The sequence below is a fragment of the Clostridium pasteurianum DSM 525 = ATCC 6013 genome (assembly GCF_000807255.1).
GTDB lineage: Bacteria > Bacillota > Clostridia > Clostridiales > Clostridiaceae > Clostridium_I > Clostridium_I pasteurianum.
Genome location: NZ_CP009268.1, coordinates 1,626,244 through 1,650,339 on the forward strand (window position 1 = coordinate 1,626,244; position 24,096 = coordinate 1,650,339).

Genomic DNA, 24,096 nt, shown 5'->3' on the forward strand with positions numbered 1-24,096 from the left:
TCTAGAGGTTTTATATTTTAATCTTTGTAATGTTATAAGAAAATACTAATTAATAAAATAAATGTTCTGATAATTATTTCAGTTCATAACAGTTTGATTAAATTGGTACTTTTATGACACTATAAATGTTATCTATAAAGCCTTTTTTGCATATTATAAAAGCCTTAAAGTATTAAATATTGGGATTATGGGAGGATATTAAAATGGCATTACGTTTAGATATACCGGAATCGCAGAGTAGGGAACAGAGACTGGGATCCATTACAGGATATCATGGAACTTTTAAAAATCTGATAAATCAGGGATGCAGTGGTTGTCTTACAAATAAAAAACGCTGTTTCAGCACTGCCAGCAGTTGCAGTCATACCCATGCAGTGAACCAATTAGCTGCAATTAAAGATGTGGTTGTAGTGGATCATGCCCCTGCAGGGTGTTCTTCTGGAATGATTAATTTTAGTATTAACAGAAATCGTGTTAATTTTAATAAATCTGGAGAAAAGAAGCATTTGGTGGTGGTTTCCAGTAATATGAAAGAAAGTGATACTATTTTTGGAGGTATTAAAAAGTTAAAGAATGCCATTAGAGAAGCCTATAGAAGACATAAACCAAAGGCAATATATGTTTCAACAAGCTGTACTTCAAGTATTATAGGAGATGATGTAAATAGTGTTGTCCAGGAAATGTCTGAGGAACTTGGCATTGTAGTAGGATATGCAGCAAGTGAAGGAATTAAATCTAAAATATGGGCATCGGGATTTGATGCATACTGTCATGCTGTTGCCAATACTATAATTAAAGTGCCTAAAGAAAAGAAAAATACTATAAATTATATTGCATTTACTCGAATAGACAGAGAGAGAATGGATTATTATATTGAAAAACTTGGATTAAAAGTAGTTTATATAACGGGAAATTCAAGTATTGAAGATTATGAAAGAGCCTCAAAATCTATAGCATCTTTTGGTCAATGCGGTGCACAGTCAAGTTATCTGGCAGGTGCACTTGAGCAGCTGTTTGGAATTAAATATTTTCAGTCACATTTACCCTTTGGAGGAATAGGATTTGAACGATTTTACATGGATATAGCAAAATTCGTAAAAAAAGAAGATATTGCTAAAGAGGTTATTAGACAATATAGAGAAAAATATGAAAATGAATTGAATTATATAAAGAATAAATTAAAGGGTAAAACTGCCTTTGTAGCCTTAGGTGCAAGTTATGCCTTTGAATATACGAGAATTTTAAGAGAGCTCGGGGTCAAGGTACTACATACAGTAGCATATCATTACGATCCTAAACTTGACAATCAATCTGATGATTTAGTAGCAGCTGCAAAAGATGCAGAGGAGTTTGATTACGATATGGAAATAAGTGTGAATGACGCTCAGCAGTTTGAAACATACTTGCTGGTTAAAAATAATGAACCTGATTTTATTGTTTCAAGAGCTCATGGTGCCAGTGTATGGGGCGTAAAAATGGGAATACCAGCAATTGAAGCAAAAATATCACTAGAGGTGTTTGGGTATGATGGCCTAGTGGCCTTTGGAAGAACTGTTGTAAATGAACTGGAAAATAATAATTTTGTGAAAAAACTGGGAAGAAGATATGTATCACCTTTTACCAATAAATTTGAGAGCAGTAAACCACAATCATATTTAATGGAGGTGAAGTAAATGGATATGTGCTCAGAACAGCAGAGAACAGCCTGTGCTCTCGGTGGAATATATACAGCTCTTGCCATTGACAATGTTTTGCCTGTTTTACATTGCGGACCCGGTTGCCAGAGTCAGGCAGCATCAATACTTGGAGGATGTAATGGTGGACAAAATGCCTATTCTTATCAGGAGAGTATTATACCTTGTACAGATTTTGGTGAATCTGATGTAATATTTGGAGGCAAACAGCGTTTGAAAAAAATAATACAAGGTGCTTTGGAAAACTACAAAGCTGATATGATTATTGCTGTAGGAGGATGTACAGCATCCATCATAGGTGATGATATGGAGGAAGTTGCAAGTTATTTTTCTGAAAGCAGAGTGCCTGTTTTGCATGCAGAAATACCGGGCTTTAAGGGAAATAATTTATATGGCCATAGTGAAATTTTAAAATCTATAATAGATCAATATTTAGAGCCCTCATCAACTATAGATAAGGGACAGGTAAATGTTTGGGGAATAGTTCCCTATTACGATACCATGTGGAATGGTATATTAGAGGAAATTGAAAATATGTTCAATTCTATAGGACTAAATGCAAATATAATTTATGGTTATGAAAAGGGAATAGATAACCTAAAAAAAATACCTCAGGCAGAATTTAATTTGGTTTTATCTCCATGGGTGGATTTAGATATTGCAAAAGAACTGAAAAGACGTTTTAATACTCCTTTTTTCCATTATCCTGCAGTTCCTATAGGACCTACGGAAACCAGCAGGTTTCTTCGTGAATTGGCAGATTATGTTTCCCTAGATAGAAAAGTAGTTGAGGATTATATAAAAAGACAAGAAGATCGATATTACTATTACATTAATAGATCTCTCGGGTGGATTTATCACTGCAGACCACTTATAAAAAAATATGTAATAGTCTCCAGTGCCTCTGCAGCACTATCAACAACAAGATTTTTAATTAATGATCTGGGATTTATACCTGAAAAAATTTATATAGTTGAGGATGTACCAAAGGAATATCAGGAAAAAATAAAAGAGTATTTTCAGAATGTAGAATTTGAACATACAATTGATGTATTCTTTACAGGTGATCCTGGTATAGCCTTTAGTGAACTAAAAAACAGGAAGTCACCAGAAAAATTTGTTCTTTTGGGTTCTTCCTGGGATGATGCATTGGCTCAGAACTTAAAAATACCCTTTATACCAATATCAGCTCCTTATGGGGATGTTATTATAGGAAATAAAAATTATTTTGGATATACAGGAGGTATAAGTTTATTTGCTGATTATTACACAGCCGTTGCCAATAAAAGCGGATTTGGAGTAACTGTTTAAAAATGATAGATATATAAGTAACTCTATCTATATATCTAATTATCATAGAAATAATATGTAAGAGCAGCAGTTTATAAGGTTAACTGCTGCTTTTTATTTTTACGTTTAACAATCACTTTGCCCCCATGGTTTTCATATAATAATATATCATGATATTGCTGTGAGGGATGTAATATGAATAAAATTGATATACAACATATATTTGTAAATTATCATTCTATGAAAAGTGAAACAGAAGCTATAAAAGATATAAGTTTTAAACTTAAGAAAGGTGAATTTTTAAGTGTTGTAGGACCTTCCGGCTGTGGTAAATCTACTCTTTTGAATGTAATATGCGGACTTATAAAGCCCTCTAAAGGACATATATTTATGGATGGCAAAGAGATTAAAGGATTGACTACAAAGATAGGTTATATGTTCCAAAGAGATCATCTTTTTGAGTGGCTTACAGTTTGGGACAATGTATGTATTGGCTTAAAAGTGCAGCACAAACTTACCAAAGAAAATAAAGATAAGCTTGAAGATTTATTAGTTCATTATGGTCTAGAGGACTTTAAGAATTATCATCCCAGTGAATTATCTGGTGGTATGAGGCAAAGAGTGGCACTAATAAGAACTTTGGCTCTTGATCCAGAAGTTCTACTACTGGATGAACCTTTTTCTGCACTAGATTATCAGAGCAGACTTAAAGCCAGTGATGAAATTTTTAAAATAATAAAGCAGGAAAATAAAACTGCCATAATGGTTACCCACGATATTTCAGAAGCCATTTCAATGTCTGGAAGAGTTATAGTTCTTTCAAACAGACCTGCTAGAATAAAAAAAGATATTGCTATAGATTTTCAGGATGACTCCCTGACTCCTTTAAACAGAAGAGAACATCCTAAGTTTAGATATTATTTTGATAGTATTTGGAAGGAGTTTGATTTAAATGATTCGGGAAAGTAGAGAACATAAAGAATATATAAAAGCCATGAAAAGACACAACATTATGGTTTTTTTTACGAGAATATTAATATTAATTGGAATATTTGCTCTGTGGGAAGCAGCGGGAGATTTAAAATGGATAGATCCTTTTCTTATAAGTACACCTTCAAGAGCCTTTAAAAGTCTAGTTACTATATATGAGGAAGGAACTCTATTTAGTCATATAGGTATAACTTGTATGGAAACAATTTTAGGATTTACTATTGGAACTTTACTCGGGACGGTAATTGCAGTACTTTTGTGGTGGTCTAATTTTGTATCAAGAGTTTTAGATCCCTATTTAGTGGTACTTAATGCACTGCCTAAAGTAGCTTTAGCACCAATTATAATATTCTGGGTAGGCAATGGAATAAAGGCCATAGTTGTAATTGCCCTTTTAATATCTATTGTAGTCACTATAATAAGTATTTTAGATGGATTCAGACAAGTAGATGGGGATAAAATAAAGCTTTTAAAAACCTTTGGAGCAAATAAGGGTCAGATTCTTTCCAATCTTATAATACCTGCTTCTATACCTACTATAGTTTCTGCACTTAAGATTAGTGTTGGACTTTCCTGGGTAGGAGTTATAATGGGAGAATTTCTTGTAGCTAAGCAGGGACTTGGATTTTTAATAGTTTATGGAGGACAGATATCCCAGCTTGATATGGTAATGATGAGCATAATAATTCTTGCATTTTTAGCCTATGTAATGTATGAAATAGTATCTTTAATAGAAAAGAAAATAAGTTCTAAATTTCAGCAATAATAGGGAGGTTTTACGGCATGAAGGTTGATGCGGTATTCCAAGGAGGAGGAGTTAAGGGTATAGCTTTTGTAGGAGCTGTAAACTATCTTGAAGAACAACATTATCAGTGGAATAATTTAGCTGGAACTTCTGCAGGGTCCATTGTGGCTGCTCTTTTAGCAGCAGGATACACAGGAAAAGAATTAAAAGAAATTATGATGGATATGAACTATGTAAAAATGCTAAAAAAAAATATATTGAATGAAATTCCTGTAGTAGGAAATATTTTTCAATTAGTAAATGACTATGGAGTATATGACAGCAGTGTAATAGAAAATTGGATGTTTCAAAGGTTATGGGAAAAGGGGAAAACTAAATTTAAGGATCTAAAAAAGGATGGAATTATATTAAAAATAATTGCAGCAGATGTTACCAAGAGGAGGATTTTAATTCTGCCAGATGATTTAAAGGATTATGGTATAGACCCAGATGAATTCAGTATTGCACTGGCAGTAAGAATGAGTTCAAGTATTCCATTTTTTTTTAAACCGGTGAAGTTAAAATATAACAATAAAATAAATTATATTGTAGATGGAGGACTTATAAGCAATTTTCCTATATGGATATTTGATGATGATGGCGGTGGTGCACCTAAATGGCCTACTTTTGGTTTTAGATTAGTAAATGATTGTGAAAAAAATGTAGTACAGAGAAAAAGTAATTTACTCACTTATTCAATGGATGTTATAAATACTGCTTTTGACAGAGATGAGGAAGTTTATGTAGCAGATAAAAATAGTGTTAGAACTATTAACATTCCAACGGCGGGAGTAAATAGTACAGATTTTGATCTATCTAAGAAAAAGACAATTGAATTGTATAATTCCGGATACAATAGTGCTAAGACATTTCTAGAAAAATGGGATTTTGCTGATTATGTATTAAGATACTGTAAGTAACTGAAGAGGTATGATGTGATTAGGTTAATTTAGATTAATAAAAAATAGATAACTCTGTTTAATACATTTATATCAATAGGTATAAGAATAAAATCACTTTTAACAGTTAAAAATATTATAGTATTTCATATATTAAAAATCTAAAAAAGGAAGTGATTTTATGTCTCATGAAGTTGGAAAAAAGAAGACCAGAAAGCAGCAGATGAAACATTCTAAACCAGAAGAAATTCATAATGATGAGATTAAAAAACATACCACCAGCGGATTAGTAAGAGGGGAAAGATAGAATATTAAAAAAGAGATGTTATCAGATTCAATATATTTATTGATTTTGATACATCTCTTTTTTTAGTGCATAATGGGATTAAAGGACGAAATTTTCCCTCATCTGATATTTGTTCTTTGAACTTTATACTTTGCCTTGACCTTCGTCTTTTTCCACTAATATGAAAATGATAATAGTTTTAATTATATGACTCAGCATAATTGACACTTATTATATAAGAATGTAAAATATGATTAACTACATAATTTGGAATTAATCTTAAGATAAAATATTAGAATAAAGGGGATAAAACATGAAGAAAAAAATAAAATTCATACCAATCATTTTAATTTTTCTAATTGGTATCAATTTATCAGTTAATGAATTTAATTTTTTTGGACAATTCAAAAATGATTTCATATCTAATACTTCTATAGAGAATACTAAAAATATAGCATTATTAGCTCCGGAAGGCAATTCTAATACCAATTCTTCTAGTACTGAAGAGAAGAAAAACAATGACACATCTAATACATCGGATAATTCAGATAATGGTAATGTTACTAAGCCATCTGATAACAGTGAACCTGCAAACAATTCAAATGAATCTAAAAATAATAGTGGTTCTAATGTGGAAGAACCAGCAGAGCCAGAAAAACCAACGACACCTACGGAACCATCAACACCTTCAGAAGTGGTGGTTCCAGCAGAACCAACTATACCAAAACAATCTCAGCAGCAAAGTACTCCATCTGCCAATACTGAAGCGGCTTCAAATTCTTCAGTAAAATCTAGTTCAGGCAGTTCTACAGGTAACTACTCCAGTAAGAGAAGAACTAATAACAGTAGTTCTATTAGCAACAGCAGTATTAGCACAAACAGCAACAATAATAGTACTTCAACTTCAACCTCAAAATTAAGTAATGGAGATACTACACAAAATGAAGCAGTAATAAATGCTGCTGAACAGAATACAGCACCAGTAAATCAGCAAAATAATGTTCAAGAAGCAGCTAAGGAAGAAAATAAGGTTGTAATTGATGCCAGTTTAAGCAAGGGTAATATAATTTTAGAGGAAAAGTCCAATGGAATAAAACTTAGTAGTGATAACAAGGATTTAAAAGAAATTTATTATGTATTATCCAATAGTAAGAGCACAAATAACAATGAAAAGTGGATTAAGTATTCTTCGCCATTGAAATTCGATAAAAAGGGTACATGGTATATACACTATAAGGCTGTAGATAAGAATGGAAAGGAAAGTTATGGATCCTTTGGTCCCTATAATGTATCTTATAAATATGAAACTCTAGAGGCTGGAGCAGAGGATAACTCTTTAAAGAAAAAGATTATAGGATTTTCTATGATAGTGGTTATAATAATTCTAGCAGCAATATATATTATAAAAACCAATAGATCTCCTTATTCGAAATTAAATGATGAAAATAGTTATAAAAGTAGAAAAAAATTTAATTTTAAGTTTAAATAGAGTATAATTTATAAAAACTTAATAATTATTTTATAAAAAATTTAGAAACAAAATATAATATTAATTTATATTGGGCGAATAATCCTTAATCGAAATACTGTTTAATAAGTTATTTGCTCAATTTTAATATTAAGATAAAAATACAGGGGGAGATATTTAATATGAAGAAGAAAATTATTACTGGTATTATAATAGTGGCAGTTATTGTAGGTATTGTGGGACTAAGAGTGTCTGCTAAAAATAAGGGCAGCTTCACAACCGTTAGAACTACTACAGTTACAAAGGGAAACATAAATGCCTATCTTTCTACAACCGCCACAATAAAATCTAAAAACACCAAGAGTTATTTTGCACCACAGCAATCCAAAGTTAAAACTGTTAATGTAAAAGTAGGAGATAAAGTAAAAAAAGGGGATGTATTAGTTACATATGAAGTTCAGGATACTTCTTCAGCAGTAAAGCAGGCTCAGCTAAACTTAGAAAATGCTAGAAGCCAAAAACAAGAACTTTTAGATACACAGAGCAGTAACAATCAAAAATTGGCTGATACTAACAAAGACATAAAGGACACTGAAAATCAGATAAATGAACTGAAAAATCAACAAAAAAGTGATCCTAATTTTGATAAAACTGGAGGCTCAACTAAACTTCAGCAATTAAACTCTACATTAACTCAATTAAAAACCACAAAACAATCCATAACAGATCTTACCGAAAAATTAAAGCAGGCTGATAATCAAATTGCCTTGGCACAATTGAATTTGGATACAGCCAGCAAAAATGCCAATGAAAGTGTAGATAAGAATGTAGCAGATTTCGATGGAGTAGTTGTGGAGGTTAATGCTACGGAAGGAAGTTCACAGGTTGTGGGAACATCGGCAGCAGGTGGTGTATCCTCAGGAGCAGCGGTAGTTATTGCAGACCAAAGCAATTTTAAAGCACAGGTGAATTTAGATAAATACAGTGCATCAGAAGTTAAAGCTGGACAAACTGTGGATTTGACTTTTGCAAATAAAGATTACAAGGGTAAAGTGTCCTTTGTAGCACCAACAGCACAGACAACTACATCTACCACAGGTCAAAATACAACTCTTCCAGCAGATATAGACATAGATGCTCCACAGGATGGCCTTGTGGAAGGATTTGATGCAGATGTAAATATATTAACCGGTGAAGTGAATGATGCTATAAGAGTTCCTGCTGAAAGTATCAAAACAGATAAGTCAGGAAAGAATTATGTGTTTATTGTTTCAAATGATAAAGCAGTTCAAAAAGAAGTACAACTTGGTTTACAGTCAGATACTCAGGCACAGATAAATAGCGGAGTTAAAGTTGGTGATAAAGTTATACTTAATCCTAGTGCTTCAATACAAAATGGTACTGCGGTAAAAGATTCAAAGAGTACAGGGGGTAAGTAAACTATGATTGAAGTTACAGATATAGTTAAGAAGTATGTAACTGGAGATATAAATTTTACTGCATTAAAGGGTGTCAACTTAAAAATTGAAAAGGGAGAATTTACTTCAATTATGGGACCTTCTGGATCTGGAAAATCTACTTTTATGAATATATTAGGTTGTCTTGATAAAATGGACAGCGGAGTATATACATTAAATGGAAAAGATGTTTCGAATCTAAGTGGAAATGAGCTGGCAGCGGTAAGAAACAAAGAAATAGGGTTTGTATTTCAGGCTTTTAATTTACTTCCCAGATTGACTATATTGGAGAATGTTGCCCTTCCTATGGTATATGCAGGTGTTCCTGCAAAGGAAAGAAGAGAAAGATCCTTGGAAGCTTTGGAAAAGGTAGGGCTTGGAGATAGAGTTAAACACAGACCTAATGAAATATCTGGAGGTCAAAAGCAAAGGGTTGCCATTGCAAGAGCTATAGTTAATAGACCCAATGTTATTATGGCAGATGAACCCACAGGAAATTTAGATACAAAATCAACTTTTGAAATAATGAAGATATTTCAGGATTTAAACGATGAAGGTTCTACTGTGGTTATGGTAACCCATGAACCAGATGTGGCTGTTTATACTAAGAGAATTGTAAGATTTAAGGACGGAGAAATAATTTCTGATGAAGAGGTAAAGGACAGGATAAGGTTGTAATAGTGCTAATACTATTGAGTATTACTGCAAAGGAGGATATAAATTATGAGTTTTTTAGAGAGTTTTAAAATAGCTCTTGAAAGCATTAAGGCAAATAAAATGAGATCTTTTCTCACAATGCTGGGAATTATCATAGGAATAGCCTCTGTAATAGCAATTGTATCTCTTGGTCAAGGAGGACAGAGTGCTGTTACAGACGAATTCAATAAAATAGGAGCAACTACGGTTACTGTAAGTGTAGATGCCAGCAAAGCTCAGCAGAGTGACTATATTAACTTAAAGGATACAGATCAGATAAAAAACAATGTGGATGTTATAAGATATGTAAGCCCTGTATTTCAGGCTGGAGGATTTGCAGTAACTGATACTAAGTCTAAAAATGCAAATATAACTGGTGCTACTGTAGATTATGCTTATATTCAAAATTATGATATAGTTTATGGCAGATATTATAATGAAATGGAACAAAATGAAGGAAAAGCAGTAGCTGTAATTGATGAAAATGCAGCAAAACAGATGTTTGGATATTCGGATGCTGTAGGTAAGACTATGAATATTGGTCCTGGAAATGCAGGTAAAAAGGTTACTATTATAGGTATAAAGGCATCTTCAGCTATGTTTGGGGGCGGTCCTAATAATATGCCCATTAGTGTGGATGTGCCTATAAGTTTTCTTCAAACTACTTATGCTGATAATTTTAAAATAAGCAGTATGGTTTTATCGGCAGATGCTAAAGACAATGCAGAGGCTGCTGGGGATAGTGCAGTAAGTATTCTTGAAAGCAGACATAATAATCGTGGAAAGGATGTATATACTGCCACTAATTTATTTCAGCAGCTGGAAGAAATAAACAAGGTATTGGGTATATTCACAAGTTTTATAGGAGCTGTTGCTGCCATTTCTCTACTAGTTGGAGGTATAGGGGTTATGAATATAATGCTTGTATCTGTAACTGAGAGGACCAGGGAAATTGGTATAAGAAAGGCTATTGGAGCCACTACTAAGAATATAATGTTACAATTTTTAACGGAATCTGTTATAATTTCTATTATTGGTGGGATAATTGGAATGATAATTGGAATAGGCGGAGCTGAACTGGCTGGCATGGCGGTGGATGTTACTCCAGTGGTATCACCTGTTGTAGTAATTCTTGCTATATTATTTTCCTCTGCTGTGGGAATATTCTTTGGAATATACCCTGCTAAAAAGGCAGCAGCACTGGATCCTATTGAAGCCTTAAGATACGAGTAAATAAATTTAATTAAAAAAATAAACAATTTATCAGATATAAATCATTTATATAATATTTAACTAATAAAAAAGCGGCCACAGCCGCGTTATTTCGCTTCGCTCAACTTCTTTTGGGCGAAGCCCTTTAATTAGACCCATTTCTTAGCATATCTATTTCATAATATTTTTATAAAGCTAAAACCTTTGCGAAGCATATTGATGCTCCGCATTTTAATACTCATAAGTTATACCATGAACTCCGTCATATTTTCTTGGTTTCATTATAGCTCCGCATTTCTCGCAACTAAATGTAGGAGGTTCAATTACATTTTCATCATCTATTTCATCAAACATCTCAACTACATCCCTTGGTATATATTCTTCCACTCCACATTCTGTACATATATATAAGACTCCGTCTTCTTCAATTAAATTTTCTTTCAATTTAGCTTTATATTTTGCCCTTTGTTTATCTTTTATTTTTTTATTCTTTTTAGCCATAATAACTACCTTCCTTTATACATATAATGGCTCTATTTTATCACGAATTATTCCCTTAATCACACCATAATTGTACATTATCTCTTCAATTTTTATTTTGTTTTCACCTATTATTTTCTCTTTAAATTTTTCTCTTACACTTACATTTTTATAGTATATATCATGAAATTTCATCTGTGTTCCACACTTTTCACATTTTAATGGATTCACTCCAAATGTAAGAAGTATTCTTGTTTGCCAATTATTAATTTTTCTTTTGAACTCAGCAACTTTTTCATTTACCAACTTAAAAAATTTATTTTTATGTCTTGTGTTTTTAGCATATATTCCATAATATCTTATCATCTTAAAATTCTTTTCTGGTATGTGTCTTATTACTCTACCTATAAAATCAATAACATCTATTTCCTCTACAACTTCTTCACCATCTTCATGTCTTTCATAACGAAAAGTTACTTTTTTACCATCATACTTTATTATTCTTGATTCAGCGATAGCTGGTCTTGCTGTATATCTTCCAACATACTTTCCTGCTTGCTTTGCTGTTTTTATTTCACCTTTTCCATATACATAAAATCCATTCTCTAACCTTTTATATAGCTTATTTTTTAATTTTTTAAATTCTTTTTTTCCACTTTTAAGATTAATTCCTATTTCGTCTAACAATATTTTTTGCCATCTTTTCCTTAGTGCTGTATAATTTATATGTTTTGTATTCCTCCAAATTGTAATTTCTCCAGCACCACCTTCGGTGACAATTAAGTGAACATGTGGATTCCATTTTAAGTCTCTTCCAAAAGTATGAATTACTGAGATTATTCCTGGTGTAAAACATTCTTTTTTATTTAAATCTCTAAACCAGCTCATAATTGCTTTTGCTGAACATTTAGGTAATAATGATAATAGTTTTCTATCCCTAGCAAAATATATTCTAAGTTCCTGTGGAATTGTAAATACCATATGTCTATGCTTTGAGTTAATAAGTCTTGCCACCATTTCATCAGACCATTCTTCAGATTTTTTCTTACCACATGAGGTACAAAATCTACTTTTACAGCTAAATCCAACTCTTTTTATATGACCACAATTTTCACACTTAAACTCAATAAATCCATTATCTAAGGATTTACAATTAATCATCTTATCAACTTCTCTACTTATGTTAGCTCTAATTTTCCCTTTATATATCTCACTGAATTTTTCCCAATTATCCACAAATATTTGTTTTATAACACCTTGCATAATCATCACCAATCACTAAATTTGCTAATAATTATATCAAAAATCCTATTCCAAAATATTACTTGTAATATTTTCCTCAAACTTCTAACATTAGATTTTTCAAGCCCTGCCGGGCAATATTTTTATACAAAAAATTTTTAAATTCCTAATATATTAAAAAGGAGCCCTCTTACAATGGGTATGTACCCATTGTAAGAGGGCTCCTTAGCTATTTTACTAAAATATTAAGAATCTAATCTTGGTAAATATTGCCCCATTATCTAGTTTAATGAATATTTACTGCTTTTGATATAAACACTTTTTGTATTATTGGCTGCATCCCTTAGAACAACCAGAACAGCCGCTGCACCCATTTTTAGAGCAGGAAGATAAGCTTTTATCAAAAGGTTCACATTTTAACATAAAGGTGAAATTTTCATATTTTAAATGTATGTTTTTGATTTTATCCTTTATCTCCTGTGAATATACAATAGAAATATCATTATATTTTTTTATGAAATCTTCTTTTGAAATTTCATCTAAAATTATGTCAATTTTAGCATTTTTACAGCAGGAACTAACATAGGAAAATTTTACACAATTATATTCTCTGTGCTGAGATAAAAGCATAAGCAGATTTGTATAAGCTTCCTCTGATATTTCAATTTTAGGGGTACCATTCATGTTATTCTCCTTGTTCTTCATATATTTCTGAATAAGAATGAAGTAAACTTTGTTTTAAATCCCATAACTTCTTTGAAAGATCTACATAATAGGTATGAGGATTTTCCAATCTTAAAACCTCCGGCCAAAGTTTATCAGTTTCAGTTTTAGCAAATTCCTTTATTTCACTTACACTAGGGCTCTCATAAATAGCTTTCCCATTTTTAAAGATTTGAACCATTAAATCTTTAACATAATAATTCTTTAATTTTTTCTTTTTCCAGGTGTAAGTTGGATCAAATATTTCAAGGGTAAGATTTTCATCAATTACTTCCTCATTAAGAGTAATTAAGTCAGCTATAGCCTTATCTGTAGTTTTATCAAATATTCTATATATTTTCTTAAAACCAGGGTTTGTGATCTTCTCTTCATTTTCACTTATTTTTATTTTGGGTTTAATGATATTGTTTTCTTCAATGGCTGATAATTTATATACTCCACCGAAGACAGGTTCTGATTTTGCCGTTATTAATCTTTCTCCTACGCCAAAACTATCTATGCAGGCACCCTGAACCAGTACATCTGTTATTATGTGTTCATCCAGAGAATTTGAAATAGTTATTTTAGCATCTTCATAGCCCGCAGCATCTAATATTTCTCTGCACTTTTTAGAGAGATAGGTTATGTCACCGCTGTCTATTCTTATTCCAATGGGTCTTATACCTTGAGGTTTTAAAAATTCGTTAAAAACTCTTATGGCATTTGGAAGTCCTGATTTTAATACATTATAAGTGTCTACTAATAGAAGACAGTCTTCTGGATAGGCAGTGGCCCAAGCTTTAAAGGCCTCATATTCACTATCAAAAAGTTGAACCCAGGAATGAGCCATAGTTCCTACAGCCGGGATTCCAAACATTTCTTCAGATATGGTACAGGCAGTAGCGCTGCAGCCGCCAATTACAGCAGCACGAGAACCATATATAGCACCGTCATAACCTTGAGCACGTCTTGAACCAAATTCCATTACAGGTCTTCCAGCAGCAGCTCTGCATATTCTATTGGATTTTGTAGCTATAAGTGTCTGATGATTAATAGTTAAAAGTATCATGGTTTCTACAAATTGAGCCTGTATTGCAGGTCCCCTTACGGTAACTAATGGTTCATTTGGGAAAACTGGATTACCTTCCGGTATAGCCCAAACATCACAACTAAATTTAAAGTTTCTCAAATAGTCTAAAAATTCATCAGAAAAACTCTTTTTAGATTTTAAGTATTCTATATCATTATCAGTAAATTTAAGACTGGATAGGTATTCAATAAGCTGCATAACCCCAGCCATAATACAATATCCGCCTTCATCTGGTATTCTTCTAAAAAACATATCAAAATATGCAATTTTATCCCCTACACCATTTTTAAGATATCCATTACCCATGGTAAGTTCGTAAAAATCTACAAGCATAGTAAGATTTCTCTCATTACGCACATCAAAATTTTTAGTAAGCTCCATAAAAAACTACTCCTATCTTTTTAAATAAATGTAAAAATGTATATAATGTATAATAAATGTAATTATACTTATTGTAATACCTAATGATTTTTTATACAATACTTTACCTTTTTATTTAAGGAATTAGTAATGGACAGCATTATCTTTTATAATTTAAAATGAATAAAAGCCTGTACATTGGAAATTCACATGAAAATCTTGCAGAATGAAGTACAGTATTATGATGATATAGCATTAGTTTGGGGGAATATTTTAAATGAATTATTCTTTAGATAAAAATCAGACAGAAGCAGTAAATACCAAAGATAGAAATGTATTGATTGTAGCTGCGCCGGGTTCTGGGAAAACTACAGTTATAATAAATAGAACAGCACATTTAATAAGAAAAAAATCGGTTAAGCCTGAAAATATTATAATTATAACTTTTACAAAGGCAGCAGCATTAAATATGAAGGAAAGATATAAAAGACTCTTTAATAATATTCAGGAACCTTTCTTTGGTACTTTTCATGGGCTTTTTTATAAAATTTTGAAGAGACACTATAGTTCAATAAATATTATACAAGCCTATGAAAGTTACAGAGTAGTAAAAAAAGTACTTGAACAATATATAGATGAAGTAAGCGAGGATAAGCTTAGAGAAATAATAAATGATATATCTAGATATAAAAACTCTATGTATTCCATTGAAGAATTTATACCATCTATTGAAAAATCCATTTTTAAAGAATGTTATGATGCCTATGAAATCTATAAGTTTGAAAAAAATGTTATGGATTTTGATGATTTACAGCTTAAGTGTCTTCAGTTATTCAAGGATAATTCAAGAATTTTAGAGGGTTATAGAAGTTTGTTTAAATATATGCTGGTGGATGAATTTCAAGATTGCGATTCTCTTCAGATTGAAATGCTGAAACTTTTAAATAAAGGTAATAATTTATACGCAGTAGGGGATGAGGATCAATGTATATATGGGTTTAGAGGTTCAAGACCTGACTGTATGGTGAATTTTCACAAAATTTTTAGTGATGGAAAAAAGATATATTTGAATATAAATTATAGAAGTGTGTGTAATATAGTGGATATATCCAAAAATCTTATAAAAAACAATAGGTTGCGAAATGAAAAAAATATACAATCCCATAAAAGCGAAAAGGGAAATATAAATATATTAAACAATATGAATGAAAGTTATCAGGCAGAAGAAATATCTGATATTATTTTAAAGATGAAAAATATAAATGAATTGGAGTTTAAGGAGTTTGCCGTCTTATACAGAACCAATGTGGAAAGCAGGAGTTTAATAGATAGTTTTATAAGAAAGAGTATACCTTTCAGGCTTTTAGATAGAGAATATAATTTTTTTCAACACTTTATATGTAAAGATATATTATCCTATTTAAAATTAAGTATTGATAAAACTGACAAAGAGGCTTTTTTGAGAATTATAAATAAACCCTTTAGATACATAGGAAAGTCAAATTTGGAAATAGTCAGAAAACATAAATATAGAGAAGATTCCTTTGAATTGCTTAAATCCATAGAAGATATACCTATTTATCAGATGAAAACTATAGATAAATTAAAGAGAGACATACAAAAGCTCAATAAGATGTCTCTGGCAGGAGCTATACAATGCATAGTAAATGAAATTGGCTATAGAGACTATATTGTAGAATACGCTAAAAAATACAAGCTTGGTATTCAGGACATGGAAGAGATAATAGAAGAATTTAAAAAGGCAGCAGAGGAGTATAATGCTATAATTAGATTCTTAGCTCATGTAGATGAAGTATCTGAGGAGTTAAAGAAAAATAAAAAAGATATTTCAAAGGATGCTGTTATACTTAGCACTATCCACGGTGTAAAGGGAATGGAATTTAAAAATGTATTTGTCATAAACTGTTGTGAGGAAAATATACCTCATAAAAATAGTCTGCCAGATAATATAGAGGAAGAGAGAAGACTTTTCTATGTAGGGATAACCAGGGCCATTGATAATCTCTGGATAGGGTTTACAAAAGATATAAGAGGGAAAGCTAAAAAGCCTTCCAGGTTTATAGAAGAGTGTAAGCTAAATATTAATGGAGATTGCAGAGGGGCATATAAAGTTGGAGATACTGTAAAGCATATGTCCTTTGGAGTAGGCAAAATTGTAGCTTTAGACAGTGAAATTATAGAAATTGAATTTTCTAAAGGCATTAAGAGAAAATTTGATGCTGTAATAATTGGAAATAATAGGCTTATAAGTAGGATTAAATAATAAAAAATTATCATAAAAAGCTTACTAATTTTAATAAAATGTGATATAATCCTCTTTAATTTAACAATTTAATAAAAAATAGAGGAGATGATATTGTGGCAAAAGTAGGAGATGCTTTATCAGAGGAAACAAGATCTGATATAATTGAAAAATTTAGTCAAGGAAAATTAGTTAGTGAAATTATGAAGGAAATCAATTTAAGCAGAAGTGAAATTAAAGATGTTATAGAAGATTATCTCAATGCTAAAATGCTTTCAGAGGACAAAAGAATATAGTAAAAAAATAAGATATATGTTTGAAAGCATGTATCTTATTTTTACTTATAAATCTAAAAATCATTGTCTAGATGTTATTTACGTGGTATATTTCAGATATTAAAAGTGTAGGAGTTGATGATTGGTGACAGATATAATAATAAATACGCTTATGAGTATAAATCCTCTATATTTAATAGTGGGAGTAATAGCCATAGTTGTTATTTTGAAAGTGGTGGGAAAGATATTAAAAATAGTACTTATAGTGGGAATTATAGCATTTATATTATATGAAGCAGGTCTATTATCCAGTATTCTTGATTTTATAAGAAATATAAATGTTTGATTTTACATAAAGTTATATTTAGTTGATAAACTTATTAGCTGGATATAGCTTTTGTTGTATTATAAATAAATATTTTTAATATTGTTGGTTAACCTATTGATATAATAATCAATTATATATCTTTCTTACATCGATTTAAATTTTTTAAATTGCTTTTTAATTGGAGGTAGTAGGATATGAATAAAGATTTCAGAAATATGATAATTATTTTTATAGGTTTTTTCTTTTTGGCTTTATTTTCTAATACAGTATCACCTTTTATAACTACTATAAAAAATATGTATAATGTATCAGAACAGATTATTGCAATATTGCCGCCATTAATCTTAGGAGCATCATTTATGATGAGTATAGCTGGAGGAAAAATAATAAATGTTTTAGGAGTTAAAAAGGGATTATATTTGGGATTTTTTTTTATGATTGCATCAAGTATAATACTTTTAATTTCAAAAAATTTTTATGTATTGTTGATAGGATATTTTGTATCAGGATTATCTATAGGTATGTGTACTCTGTCTTTAACTACCACGCTTTCACTGCTTCCTGAAAAATATCAAAAATTCAGTTTATCAAATGCCTTTGTGGGATTGGGCGGAATTTTAATCTTGCCTATAGACAGATTTATACTTAGTAAGGGGATACTTTTTAACTATACTTATATAATACATATAGTATCAGCATTTATATTTTTTATTTTAATAACTCAGGTTAAAGGAATAGTGGTATCTAAGAGTAAAGATGATATTACAAAAGATACCTTTACGGTATTAAAAAATCCATTATTTTTATTACTTGCTATTGCTATGTTTTTTTATGCTGGATCGGAGTTATCAACAACGAATTGGACAGGAACATTTTTAGAGAATTTTTATGGTATTAGTAGAGAAGAAGTACCCAATATTCTCTTAAGTTTTTGGATATTATTTACTGTAGGAAGGGCTTTAGGAGATAAATTTTTAGACAAAGTTGGCAGATTAAGATTACTTGCAATAGCTCCTCTTGTAGATATAGCAGGAATAATTGTTATCTTAATTGGAAGAAATAGAATTCAAGCTTATGTAGGGTATGCTGTTATTGGAATATCTATGGCTTTAATATATCCTGCACTACAGGGATATATTATACAAAATGTCGATAAAAAGTATGCTCCCATAGCTTCATCTATTATAACTATATTTAATAATATGGGAGCTATGATTTTAAGTTATTTAATAGGATTTGCTGCTGGTATAAGAATTACTTATGTTTTCTTTGTTCAAATACTATTTTATGTATATATATCTATAATTTCCTTTAGGTATTTACTTTTTAAGACTAAAAAAGCTGCAAAAAGATAGCATTAATTTTTTAAAGCAAAAAAACTATTTGATTAGATAATATATATGAAAGAGCTTTTCTCTTTATTTTAATTAAGAGAGAAGTTCTTTTTTATATATGTATAATATTATTTTATTTTTATCATATAATTTTCAATGGAATGATATTTTTTTATTTAATGGAATTTAGAAAAAATTTATAAATAATATGGTATATTTAACATAAATATAATTGAAAAATTAAAAAATATGTATTATTATGTAAATATACGCAGCATAGTTATATGCAGCTAGTACATTATTTAAACTAATTAAAAAATTTAAGGGGATTTCTTATGAGACAGAGAAAAAAGAACATAATTAAGCGTTCAATAATTTTGATGGTAGGAGCAGGAATATTATTTAGTGCTTCTTATTTTATTGGAATGACAAATAAAAAGAGCATAGCTTCCAATAAACCCTATAAGGCAGCTGAAGTTAAACATACTCAAAAACCTAAAAAGGAAAGTATACCTAAATTACCAAAGACCCCAGGAAAAGATGAACTTAGAGATTTGATAAATGTAAATGATGGACAAAAGGTAGCCTATTTAACTTTTGATGATGGTCCATCTCCTAATAATACACCTGTAATTCTAGATATATTGAAGAAAGAAAATATTAAAGCTACTTTTTTTATAATAGGTAAAAATGCAGAAAGAAATCCTGAACTTCTAGTAAGAGAAAAAGATGAAGGGCATACCATTGGTATGCATAGCTATACTCATGAACCTGCAATAATATATAAAAATCCAGAGGCTTATTTACAGGATTTAAGTCAATGTTCAGAGGCCATAAATAAAGCTGTAGGAGAAGATGGATATGATAAATGGTTAATTAGGTTTCCGGAAGGTTCCTTTGCAGTTAAAAATAAGCCAGGCTTTAGAGAAGCTATAGCATCTGCTGGATATCATTATGTGGATTGGAATGCCTTAGATGGAGATGCAGAACATTTTAGAATGGAAACCCCTGAATATCTAATGAACAGATTTGTAAGTACTGTTGGAAATCAACATCATGTAGTAATATTAATGCACGATGCTGCAACTAAAAAATCTACTGCAGATACTTTGCCGCAGTTTATAAAGTATTTAAAAGACAATGGATTTATATTTAAAACAATACCTAAGTATCAATCATGATATTCCATACAATATATGTTGATAAATGTTACTATGTGGAGATAAGTTAGATTTTCAATAGTAACATTTATTATTTAGTTTTATATGATGACTACCAAGCATAATACTCCCTGACACTCTGTGAAAGTGGGAAATAGGGACTGCTGTATCCATAGATAGCGATTACTTTGTTTTGGATAGAAAAAGAATAGAATAAAAATGTAAACCTTGACATAAATTTGCTGTATGATATACTTTACAATAGTGTATAAATGTAGGGAGTGGATGATATGATTGCATTTACAAAAATGTGGGAAGACGTATTTAAATTAGTAAAGCAGGGTAAGGTTAAAGATCTAAATATAATTAAAAGTTTTAAAAGTGGTTTTATAATTCTAGAAAATGAGAATACTGAATTTATAACTAAACAGGATTTTCTAGATATCTGGTGTGAACTTCTCTATTATAATGAGCTGTCAAAAAAACATATATTTAGGGATGAGAGTCCAAAGGCTAAATATGTGTATAAGCTTATTAGTAAACTTCCTTATGTAATTGATGAAAAGGAAAAAATTAAGCTAAAAGAGTAGTTTTATTGAATATTTTGTAATAGTATTATATAATTTTTATTAGGCTCATATTCAGAATGGAATATGAGCCTTTAAATTACAGTGCTAAGAGGTATAAATATGCTTTATACAGATATTAAATCAGAAGATGTTTTATTTTCTTTGGATATTGGAACACGTACTGTTATTGGTACAGTTGGAATTGTTAAAGATAAAAAGTTTCATATTATAGCTGAGAAACTTACAGAGCATGAAGAAAGAGCTGTAGTTGACGGTCAGATACATGATATAAATTTAGCTGCTAATGCTGTAAATGAAGTAAAAACCCAATTGGAAGAGGATTTGGGCTTTGAACTAAAAAAAGTAGCTATAGCCGCAGCAGGAAGGTTTTTGAGAACTACTTTAGTTAATTCAGAAATAGAAATTGATGAAGACAGAGAAATAGATAAGGAACTTATAAGGAGTTTGGAATTGACTGCCGTAAAACTTGCTGAAGAAGAAATTGGTAAAAATACTGATGGAAAGCTGTATTGTGTAGGCTATAGTGTGAAAAATTATTATTTGAATGGATATTCTATATCCAATCTTCTTTCACATAAAGGTCAAAGGATTTCAGCAGAAATAATTGCCACTTTTTTGCCAAGATCAGTAGTTGAAAGTCTTTATGCTGTTACAAAGAGGATAGGGTTGTCTGTTTTGAATCTCACATTGGAGCCTATTGCTGCAATGGAGGCAGCAGTACCGAAAAAACTGAGGCTTTTAAATCTGGCTTTGGTAGATATAGGAGCAGGAACCTCAGATATTGCTATAAGCAGTAATGAAACCATCAGTGCTTATGGAATGGTATCTATGGCTGGGGATGAAGTAACTGAGGCTATAGCACAAACTTGCCTTGTAGATTTTAATACTGCAGAAAATATAAAAAAGAAAATTGTAGAAAAAAAAGAAGTAAAATATATAGATGTATTGGGATTTGAAAATGTCATCACCTATGATGAAGCAATTAAAATAATAAGACCTGTAGCAGATAAATTATCAGAGGAGATATCTAAAAAAATTATTGAACTTAATGGAGGCAAACCCACTAATGCGGTATTTTTAGTTGGTGGAGGGGCTCATACCCCACTTCTTAAAGAATTAATTGTAAAAAATCTTAATATATCTCCTCAGAGAATTGCAATAAAGGGGAGAGACAGTGTCATCGATTGTGTATGCAATAATAATGAACTGGGAAGTATAGGTGTCACTGTTTTGGGAATAGCATTAGTGGCCATGAGAAAGTTTGGTGGAGATTTTATTGATGTATTTTTAAATAATACAGTGGTAAGTCTTTTTAATTCAAAAAACAATACTGTTATGGATGCGGTTATTCAAGCAGGTATAAATCCCAAAATACTTATAGCTAAAAATGGACAAAATATAAGATTTACTTTAAATGGATCTAAACGTGTAGCCTTTGGAAGTATGGGTAAAAGTTCTGCAATAAAACTCAATGGAATAATTGCTAGTTTAGAATCAGAGATAAAGGAAAATGACAGAATAGAAGTAGTATTTGCACAAAATGGTAATAATGCAAAAGCTTATATAAAAGATTACATAAAAAAATTAGATTCTGTAGGGTTTTACTTGAATGATAAAGTTAAAAATCTGGAACCTTTATTTTTTGTCAATGATCAGGAAGTTGGCATAGATCATATAATAAGTGAAGGTGATGACATCAAGACAGTATTTCCAAGAACTGTTTTGGACTATAAGAAATTTGTGCTTAAGAATCTAGATTTAGAATTCTATATTACTTCTAAAGAACTTGGAGATGACTATATAATAAGTGAAGGAGACAACATATACTCAACACAAGTAAGTGAAGAAAAAAATGATAGTATACAGAGAGAAATAGCTCTTGAGTCTTCTGTGGTTCCGTCAGAAGATAATATTAATTTTAATAATGAGCCTATAGAAATATCTAAAGTTACAGAGGAAAGCATAGAGGTTTTTGCAAATGATAATAATATAATATTAAAGGGCAAATCTTCCTATGTATTTGTAGATATATTTAATTATGTTGAATTTGATTTGAGTAAGTCAAAAGGAGAATTGGTACTCTTATTAAATGGAAATAAAGCAGGCTTTTATGATAAACTAAACGATGGTGATAGAATAGAAATAAGATGGAAATAGAATTTCTGTGAGAAAAGAGGTAAAATATGAATTTTTTAAATGAAGCAAATAAAATAAAAGATCAACTTATAGCTTTAAGGAGAGATTTTCATTCTCATCCGGAACTGGATTATGAACTTTTCAGAACAAATGAAAAAATAAAGAATTTTCTTGAATCAGAAGGAATTGAATATAAAATTGTAGCTAAGACTGGTATATGTGCTATTATAAAGGGTGCTAAAGCTGGGAAGACTATAGGTATTCGTGGAGATATGGATGCACTTCCACTTCAGGATGAGAAAAAATGTGAATATGCCTCAAAGACAAAGGGAAAGATGCATGCTTGCGGCCACGATGTTCATACTACCATACTTATGGGAGTTGCAAAGTTGTTAAATAGTATGAAAAGTGAGCTTAATGGTAATATAAAACTTTTCTTTGAACCTGCAGAGGAAACCACTGGAGGAGCTAAAATAATGATCCATGAAGGAGTTCTTGAAAATCCAAAGGTAGATGCTGTTATTGGACTTCATGTAGAAGAGGCTATAAATGTTGGAGAAATAGGATTAAAAAAAGGTGTAGTTAATGCGGCATCAAATCCCTTTACTATAAAGATAAAAGGCAAAGGCGGTCATGGTGCTCGGCCAAATACTACTATAGATCCTGTGGTGATTTCCTGCAACGTGGTAAATGCTCTTCAGACCATAATAAGCAGAGAGCTTCCACCAACATCTCCGGGGGTTATAACTGTAGGATACATCCATGGTGGTACTGCACAAAATATTATTCCAGAAGAAGCTGAAATAGGTGGAATTATAAGAACTATGACAACTGAACACAGAGTTTATGTTAAAAAGAGATTAAAGGAAATAACTGAAGGAATAGTATCATCTATGAGAGGCAGTTGTGACATAGAAATAGAAGAAAGTTATCCCTGCTTATATAATGATGATGAAATACTAAAAGTTGTAAATAACAGCGCAGAAGAGGTTTTAGGAAAAGAAAAAGTAAATATCCTTGAAAATCCTAGTATGGGTGTTGAAAGCTTCGCATATTTTTCTTTGGAAAGGCCCTCGGCTTTTTACTATCTTGGATGCAGAAATGAAGAAAGGGGAATAGTAAATCCAGCTCATGGAAGTTTATTTGATGTAGATGAAGATTGTATTCCAATTGGTGTAGCTATTCAGTGTACTGCAGCAGTTAAAATGTTAAAGGAGCTATAATTGAAATTTTAAGTGAATTTATTTATTTTATAGGATAAATTTTTTTATAATTAAGTTAATGTAGTTTTATTAAAACACAGTAACTTGAGATTTAATTGGAATAGTATATTCTTAAATATAATTTGGGTATATCTATA

General features: G+C 30.8%; 22 protein-coding genes. 18 read left to right on the plus strand and 4 right to left on the minus strand.

The features are described from left to right. The first annotated feature begins 203 nt into the window (after positions 1 to 203). The 10 genes from CLPA_RS07370 (at position 204) to CLPA_RS07410 (ending at position 10,797) form a co-directional block, all read left to right on the plus strand. Entirely contained in the window at positions 204 to 1,673 is a 1,470-nt protein-coding gene (locus CLPA_RS07370; RefSeq protein ID WP_003447238.1) for a nitrogenase component 1, read from the plus strand. Continuing rightward, positions 1,674 to 3,005, plus strand: a complete 1,332-nt coding sequence (locus CLPA_RS07375; protein ID WP_003447237.1) for a nitrogenase component 1 — start codon at positions 1,674 to 1,676, stop codon at positions 3,003 to 3,005. 174 nt (positions 3,006 to 3,179) lie between these two features. Then, positions 3,180 to 3,953 carry an ABC transporter ATP-binding protein gene (locus tag CLPA_RS07380; RefSeq protein ID WP_003447234.1) on the plus strand — a complete coding sequence of 258 codons (774 nt, stop codon included), beginning with the start codon at positions 3,180 to 3,182 and terminating at the stop codon, positions 3,951 to 3,953. Beyond that, entirely contained in the window at positions 3,937 to 4,740 is an 804-nt protein-coding gene (locus tag CLPA_RS07385) for an ABC transporter permease (RefSeq protein WP_003447231.1), read from the plus strand. Before CLPA_RS07380 ends, CLPA_RS07385 begins: the two co-directional genes overlap by 17 nt. Before the next feature lie 17 nt (positions 4,741 to 4,757). Then, the gene (locus tag CLPA_RS07390) at positions 4,758 to 5,678 is read left to right on the plus strand and encodes a patatin-like phospholipase family protein (protein WP_003447229.1); all 921 of its coding nucleotides are present in this window, start codon (positions 4,758 to 4,760) and stop codon (positions 5,676 to 5,678) included. A gap of 160 nt (positions 5,679 to 5,838) precedes the next feature. Next, complete coding sequence (locus CLPA_RS21885; protein WP_257786234.1) at positions 5,839 to 5,964, plus strand: hypothetical protein; 126 nt, start codon at positions 5,839 to 5,841, stop codon at positions 5,962 to 5,964. A gap of 292 nt (positions 5,965 to 6,256) precedes the next feature. After that, positions 6,257 to 7,432, plus strand: coding sequence for a hypothetical protein (locus CLPA_RS07395; protein ID WP_003447227.1), 1,176 nt, complete (start codon positions 6,257 to 6,259; stop codon positions 7,430 to 7,432). 161 nt (positions 7,433 to 7,593) lie between these two features. Further along, positions 7,594 to 8,850 (plus strand): efflux RND transporter periplasmic adaptor subunit, encoded by a 1,257-nt coding sequence (locus CLPA_RS07400; protein ID WP_003447225.1) that lies wholly within the window; start codon positions 7,594 to 7,596, stop codon positions 8,848 to 8,850. 3 nt (positions 8,851 to 8,853) lie between these two features. Continuing rightward, a complete protein-coding gene (locus tag CLPA_RS07405) occupies positions 8,854 to 9,546 on the plus strand; it encodes an ABC transporter ATP-binding protein (protein ID WP_003447223.1) in 693 nt (230 codons plus the stop codon). A 45-nt stretch (positions 9,547 to 9,591) separates the two neighbouring features. Further along, complete coding sequence (locus CLPA_RS07410; protein ID WP_003447221.1) at positions 9,592 to 10,797, plus strand: ABC transporter permease; 1,206 nt, start codon at positions 9,592 to 9,594, stop codon at positions 10,795 to 10,797. 210 nt (positions 10,798 to 11,007) lie between these two features. On the opposite strand, the gene CLPA_RS07415 is transcribed toward CLPA_RS07410, so the two are convergent. From CLPA_RS07415 to CLPA_RS07430, 4 genes are all read right to left on the minus strand, one after another. Beyond that, on the minus strand, positions 11,008 to 11,277 hold the full coding sequence (locus tag CLPA_RS07415) for an SIR2 family protein (RefSeq protein WP_003441259.1): 270 nt from the start codon (positions 11,275 to 11,277) through the stop codon (positions 11,008 to 11,010). Positions 11,278 to 11,292: 15 nt separating this feature from the next. Continuing rightward, positions 11,293 to 12,519 carry an IS91 family transposase gene (locus CLPA_RS07420; protein ID WP_003444845.1) on the minus strand — a complete coding sequence of 409 codons (1,227 nt, stop codon included), beginning with the start codon at positions 12,517 to 12,519 and terminating at the stop codon, positions 11,293 to 11,295. A gap of 306 nt (positions 12,520 to 12,825) precedes the next feature. Continuing rightward, on the minus strand, positions 12,826 to 13,203 hold the full coding sequence (locus CLPA_RS07425) for a hypothetical protein (protein WP_236900395.1): 378 nt from the start codon (positions 13,201 to 13,203) through the stop codon (positions 12,826 to 12,828). Next, positions 13,184 to 14,671 (minus strand): nicotinate phosphoribosyltransferase, encoded by a 1,488-nt coding sequence (locus CLPA_RS07430; protein ID WP_003447217.1) that lies wholly within the window; start codon positions 14,669 to 14,671, stop codon positions 13,184 to 13,186. Before CLPA_RS07430 ends, CLPA_RS07425 begins: the two co-directional genes overlap by 20 nt. A gap of 256 nt (positions 14,672 to 14,927) precedes the next feature. Between CLPA_RS07430 and CLPA_RS07435 the strand changes: the two genes are divergently transcribed. The 8 genes from CLPA_RS07435 to CLPA_RS07470 all read left to right on the plus strand — a co-directional run bounded on the left by CLPA_RS07435 (position 14,928) and on the right by CLPA_RS07470 (position 23,959). Next, positions 14,928 to 16,934 carry an ATP-dependent helicase gene (locus CLPA_RS07435; RefSeq protein ID WP_003447215.1) on the plus strand — a complete coding sequence of 669 codons (2,007 nt, stop codon included), beginning with the start codon at positions 14,928 to 14,930 and terminating at the stop codon, positions 16,932 to 16,934. A 95-nt stretch (positions 16,935 to 17,029) separates the two neighbouring features. After that, on the plus strand, positions 17,030 to 17,209 hold the full coding sequence (locus tag CLPA_RS07440) for a hypothetical protein (RefSeq protein ID WP_003447213.1): 180 nt from the start codon (positions 17,030 to 17,032) through the stop codon (positions 17,207 to 17,209). Between the two features lie 124 nt (positions 17,210 to 17,333). Continuing rightward, a complete protein-coding gene (locus tag CLPA_RS07445; protein WP_003447212.1) occupies positions 17,334 to 17,534 on the plus strand; it encodes a hypothetical protein in 201 nt (66 codons plus the stop codon). A gap of 176 nt (positions 17,535 to 17,710) precedes the next feature. After that, positions 17,711 to 18,871: an MFS transporter gene (locus tag CLPA_RS07450; protein ID WP_003447210.1), complete on the plus strand. Its 1,161-nt coding sequence runs from the start codon at positions 17,711 to 17,713 to the stop codon at positions 18,869 to 18,871. Positions 18,872 to 19,185: 314 nt separating this feature from the next. Beyond that, positions 19,186 to 20,031, plus strand: coding sequence for a polysaccharide deacetylase family protein (locus CLPA_RS07455; RefSeq protein ID WP_003447208.1), 846 nt, complete (start codon positions 19,186 to 19,188; stop codon positions 20,029 to 20,031). A 269-nt stretch (positions 20,032 to 20,300) separates the two neighbouring features. Next, the gene (locus CLPA_RS07460; protein WP_003447206.1) at positions 20,301 to 20,600 is read left to right on the plus strand and encodes a hypothetical protein; all 300 of its coding nucleotides are present in this window, start codon (positions 20,301 to 20,303) and stop codon (positions 20,598 to 20,600) included. A gap of 99 nt (positions 20,601 to 20,699) precedes the next feature. Next, positions 20,700 to 22,757, plus strand: coding sequence for a cell division protein FtsA (locus CLPA_RS07465; protein WP_003447204.1), 2,058 nt, complete (start codon positions 20,700 to 20,702; stop codon positions 22,755 to 22,757). Positions 22,758 to 22,783: 26 nt separating this feature from the next. Further along, positions 22,784 to 23,959 (plus strand): M20 metallopeptidase family protein, encoded by a 1,176-nt coding sequence (locus CLPA_RS07470; protein ID WP_003447202.1) that lies wholly within the window; start codon positions 22,784 to 22,786, stop codon positions 23,957 to 23,959. Positions 23,960 to 24,096: the final 137 nt, after the last annotated feature.

Bases quoted from the DNA above. Each gene is read 5' to 3' on its own strand.
- CLPA_RS07420 (WP_003444845.1), bottom strand. From the start codon at position 12,519: ATGCAAGGTGTTATAAAACAAATATTTGTGGATAATTGGGAAAAATTC.
- CLPA_RS07430 (WP_003447217.1), bottom strand. From the start codon at position 14,671: ATGGAGCTTACTAAAAATTTTGATGTGCGTAATGAGAGAAATCTTACT.
- CLPA_RS07410 (WP_003447221.1), top strand. From the start codon at position 9,592: ATGAGTTTTTTAGAGAGTTTTAAAATAGCTCTTGAAAGCATTAAGGCA.
- CLPA_RS07380 (WP_003447234.1), top strand. From the start codon at position 3,180: ATGAATAAAATTGATATACAACATATATTTGTAAATTATCATTCTATG.
- CLPA_RS07395 (WP_003447227.1), top strand. From the start codon at position 6,257: ATGAAGAAAAAAATAAAATTCATACCAATCATTTTAATTTTTCTAATT.
- CLPA_RS07460 (WP_003447206.1), top strand. From the start codon at position 20,301: ATGATTGCATTTACAAAAATGTGGGAAGACGTATTTAAATTAGTAAAG.
- CLPA_RS07425 (WP_236900395.1), bottom strand. From the start codon at position 13,203: ATGAAGAACAAGGAGAATAACATGAATGGTACCCCTAAAATTGAAATA.
- CLPA_RS07415 (WP_003441259.1), bottom strand. From the start codon at position 11,277: ATGGCTAAAAAGAATAAAAAAATAAAAGATAAACAAAGGGCAAAATAT.
- CLPA_RS21885 (WP_257786234.1), top strand. From the start codon at position 5,839: ATGTCTCATGAAGTTGGAAAAAAGAAGACCAGAAAGCAGCAGATGAAA.
- CLPA_RS07375 (WP_003447237.1), top strand. From the start codon at position 1,674: ATGGATATGTGCTCAGAACAGCAGAGAACAGCCTGTGCTCTCGGTGGA.
- CLPA_RS07390 (WP_003447229.1), top strand. From the start codon at position 4,758: ATGAAGGTTGATGCGGTATTCCAAGGAGGAGGAGTTAAGGGTATAGCT.
- CLPA_RS07470 (WP_003447202.1), top strand. From the start codon at position 22,784: ATGAATTTTTTAAATGAAGCAAATAAAATAAAAGATCAACTTATAGCT.
- CLPA_RS07400 (WP_003447225.1), top strand. From the start codon at position 7,594: ATGAAGAAGAAAATTATTACTGGTATTATAATAGTGGCAGTTATTGTA.
- CLPA_RS07450 (WP_003447210.1), top strand. From the start codon at position 17,711: ATGAATAAAGATTTCAGAAATATGATAATTATTTTTATAGGTTTTTTC.
- CLPA_RS07370 (WP_003447238.1), top strand. From the start codon at position 204: ATGGCATTACGTTTAGATATACCGGAATCGCAGAGTAGGGAACAGAGA.
- CLPA_RS07455 (WP_003447208.1), top strand. From the start codon at position 19,186: ATGAGACAGAGAAAAAAGAACATAATTAAGCGTTCAATAATTTTGATG.
- CLPA_RS07405 (WP_003447223.1), top strand. From the start codon at position 8,854: ATGATTGAAGTTACAGATATAGTTAAGAAGTATGTAACTGGAGATATA.
- CLPA_RS07435 (WP_003447215.1), top strand. From the start codon at position 14,928: ATGAATTATTCTTTAGATAAAAATCAGACAGAAGCAGTAAATACCAAA.
- CLPA_RS07465 (WP_003447204.1), top strand. From the start codon at position 20,700: ATGCTTTATACAGATATTAAATCAGAAGATGTTTTATTTTCTTTGGAT.
- CLPA_RS07385 (WP_003447231.1), top strand. From the start codon at position 3,937: ATGATTCGGGAAAGTAGAGAACATAAAGAATATATAAAAGCCATGAAA.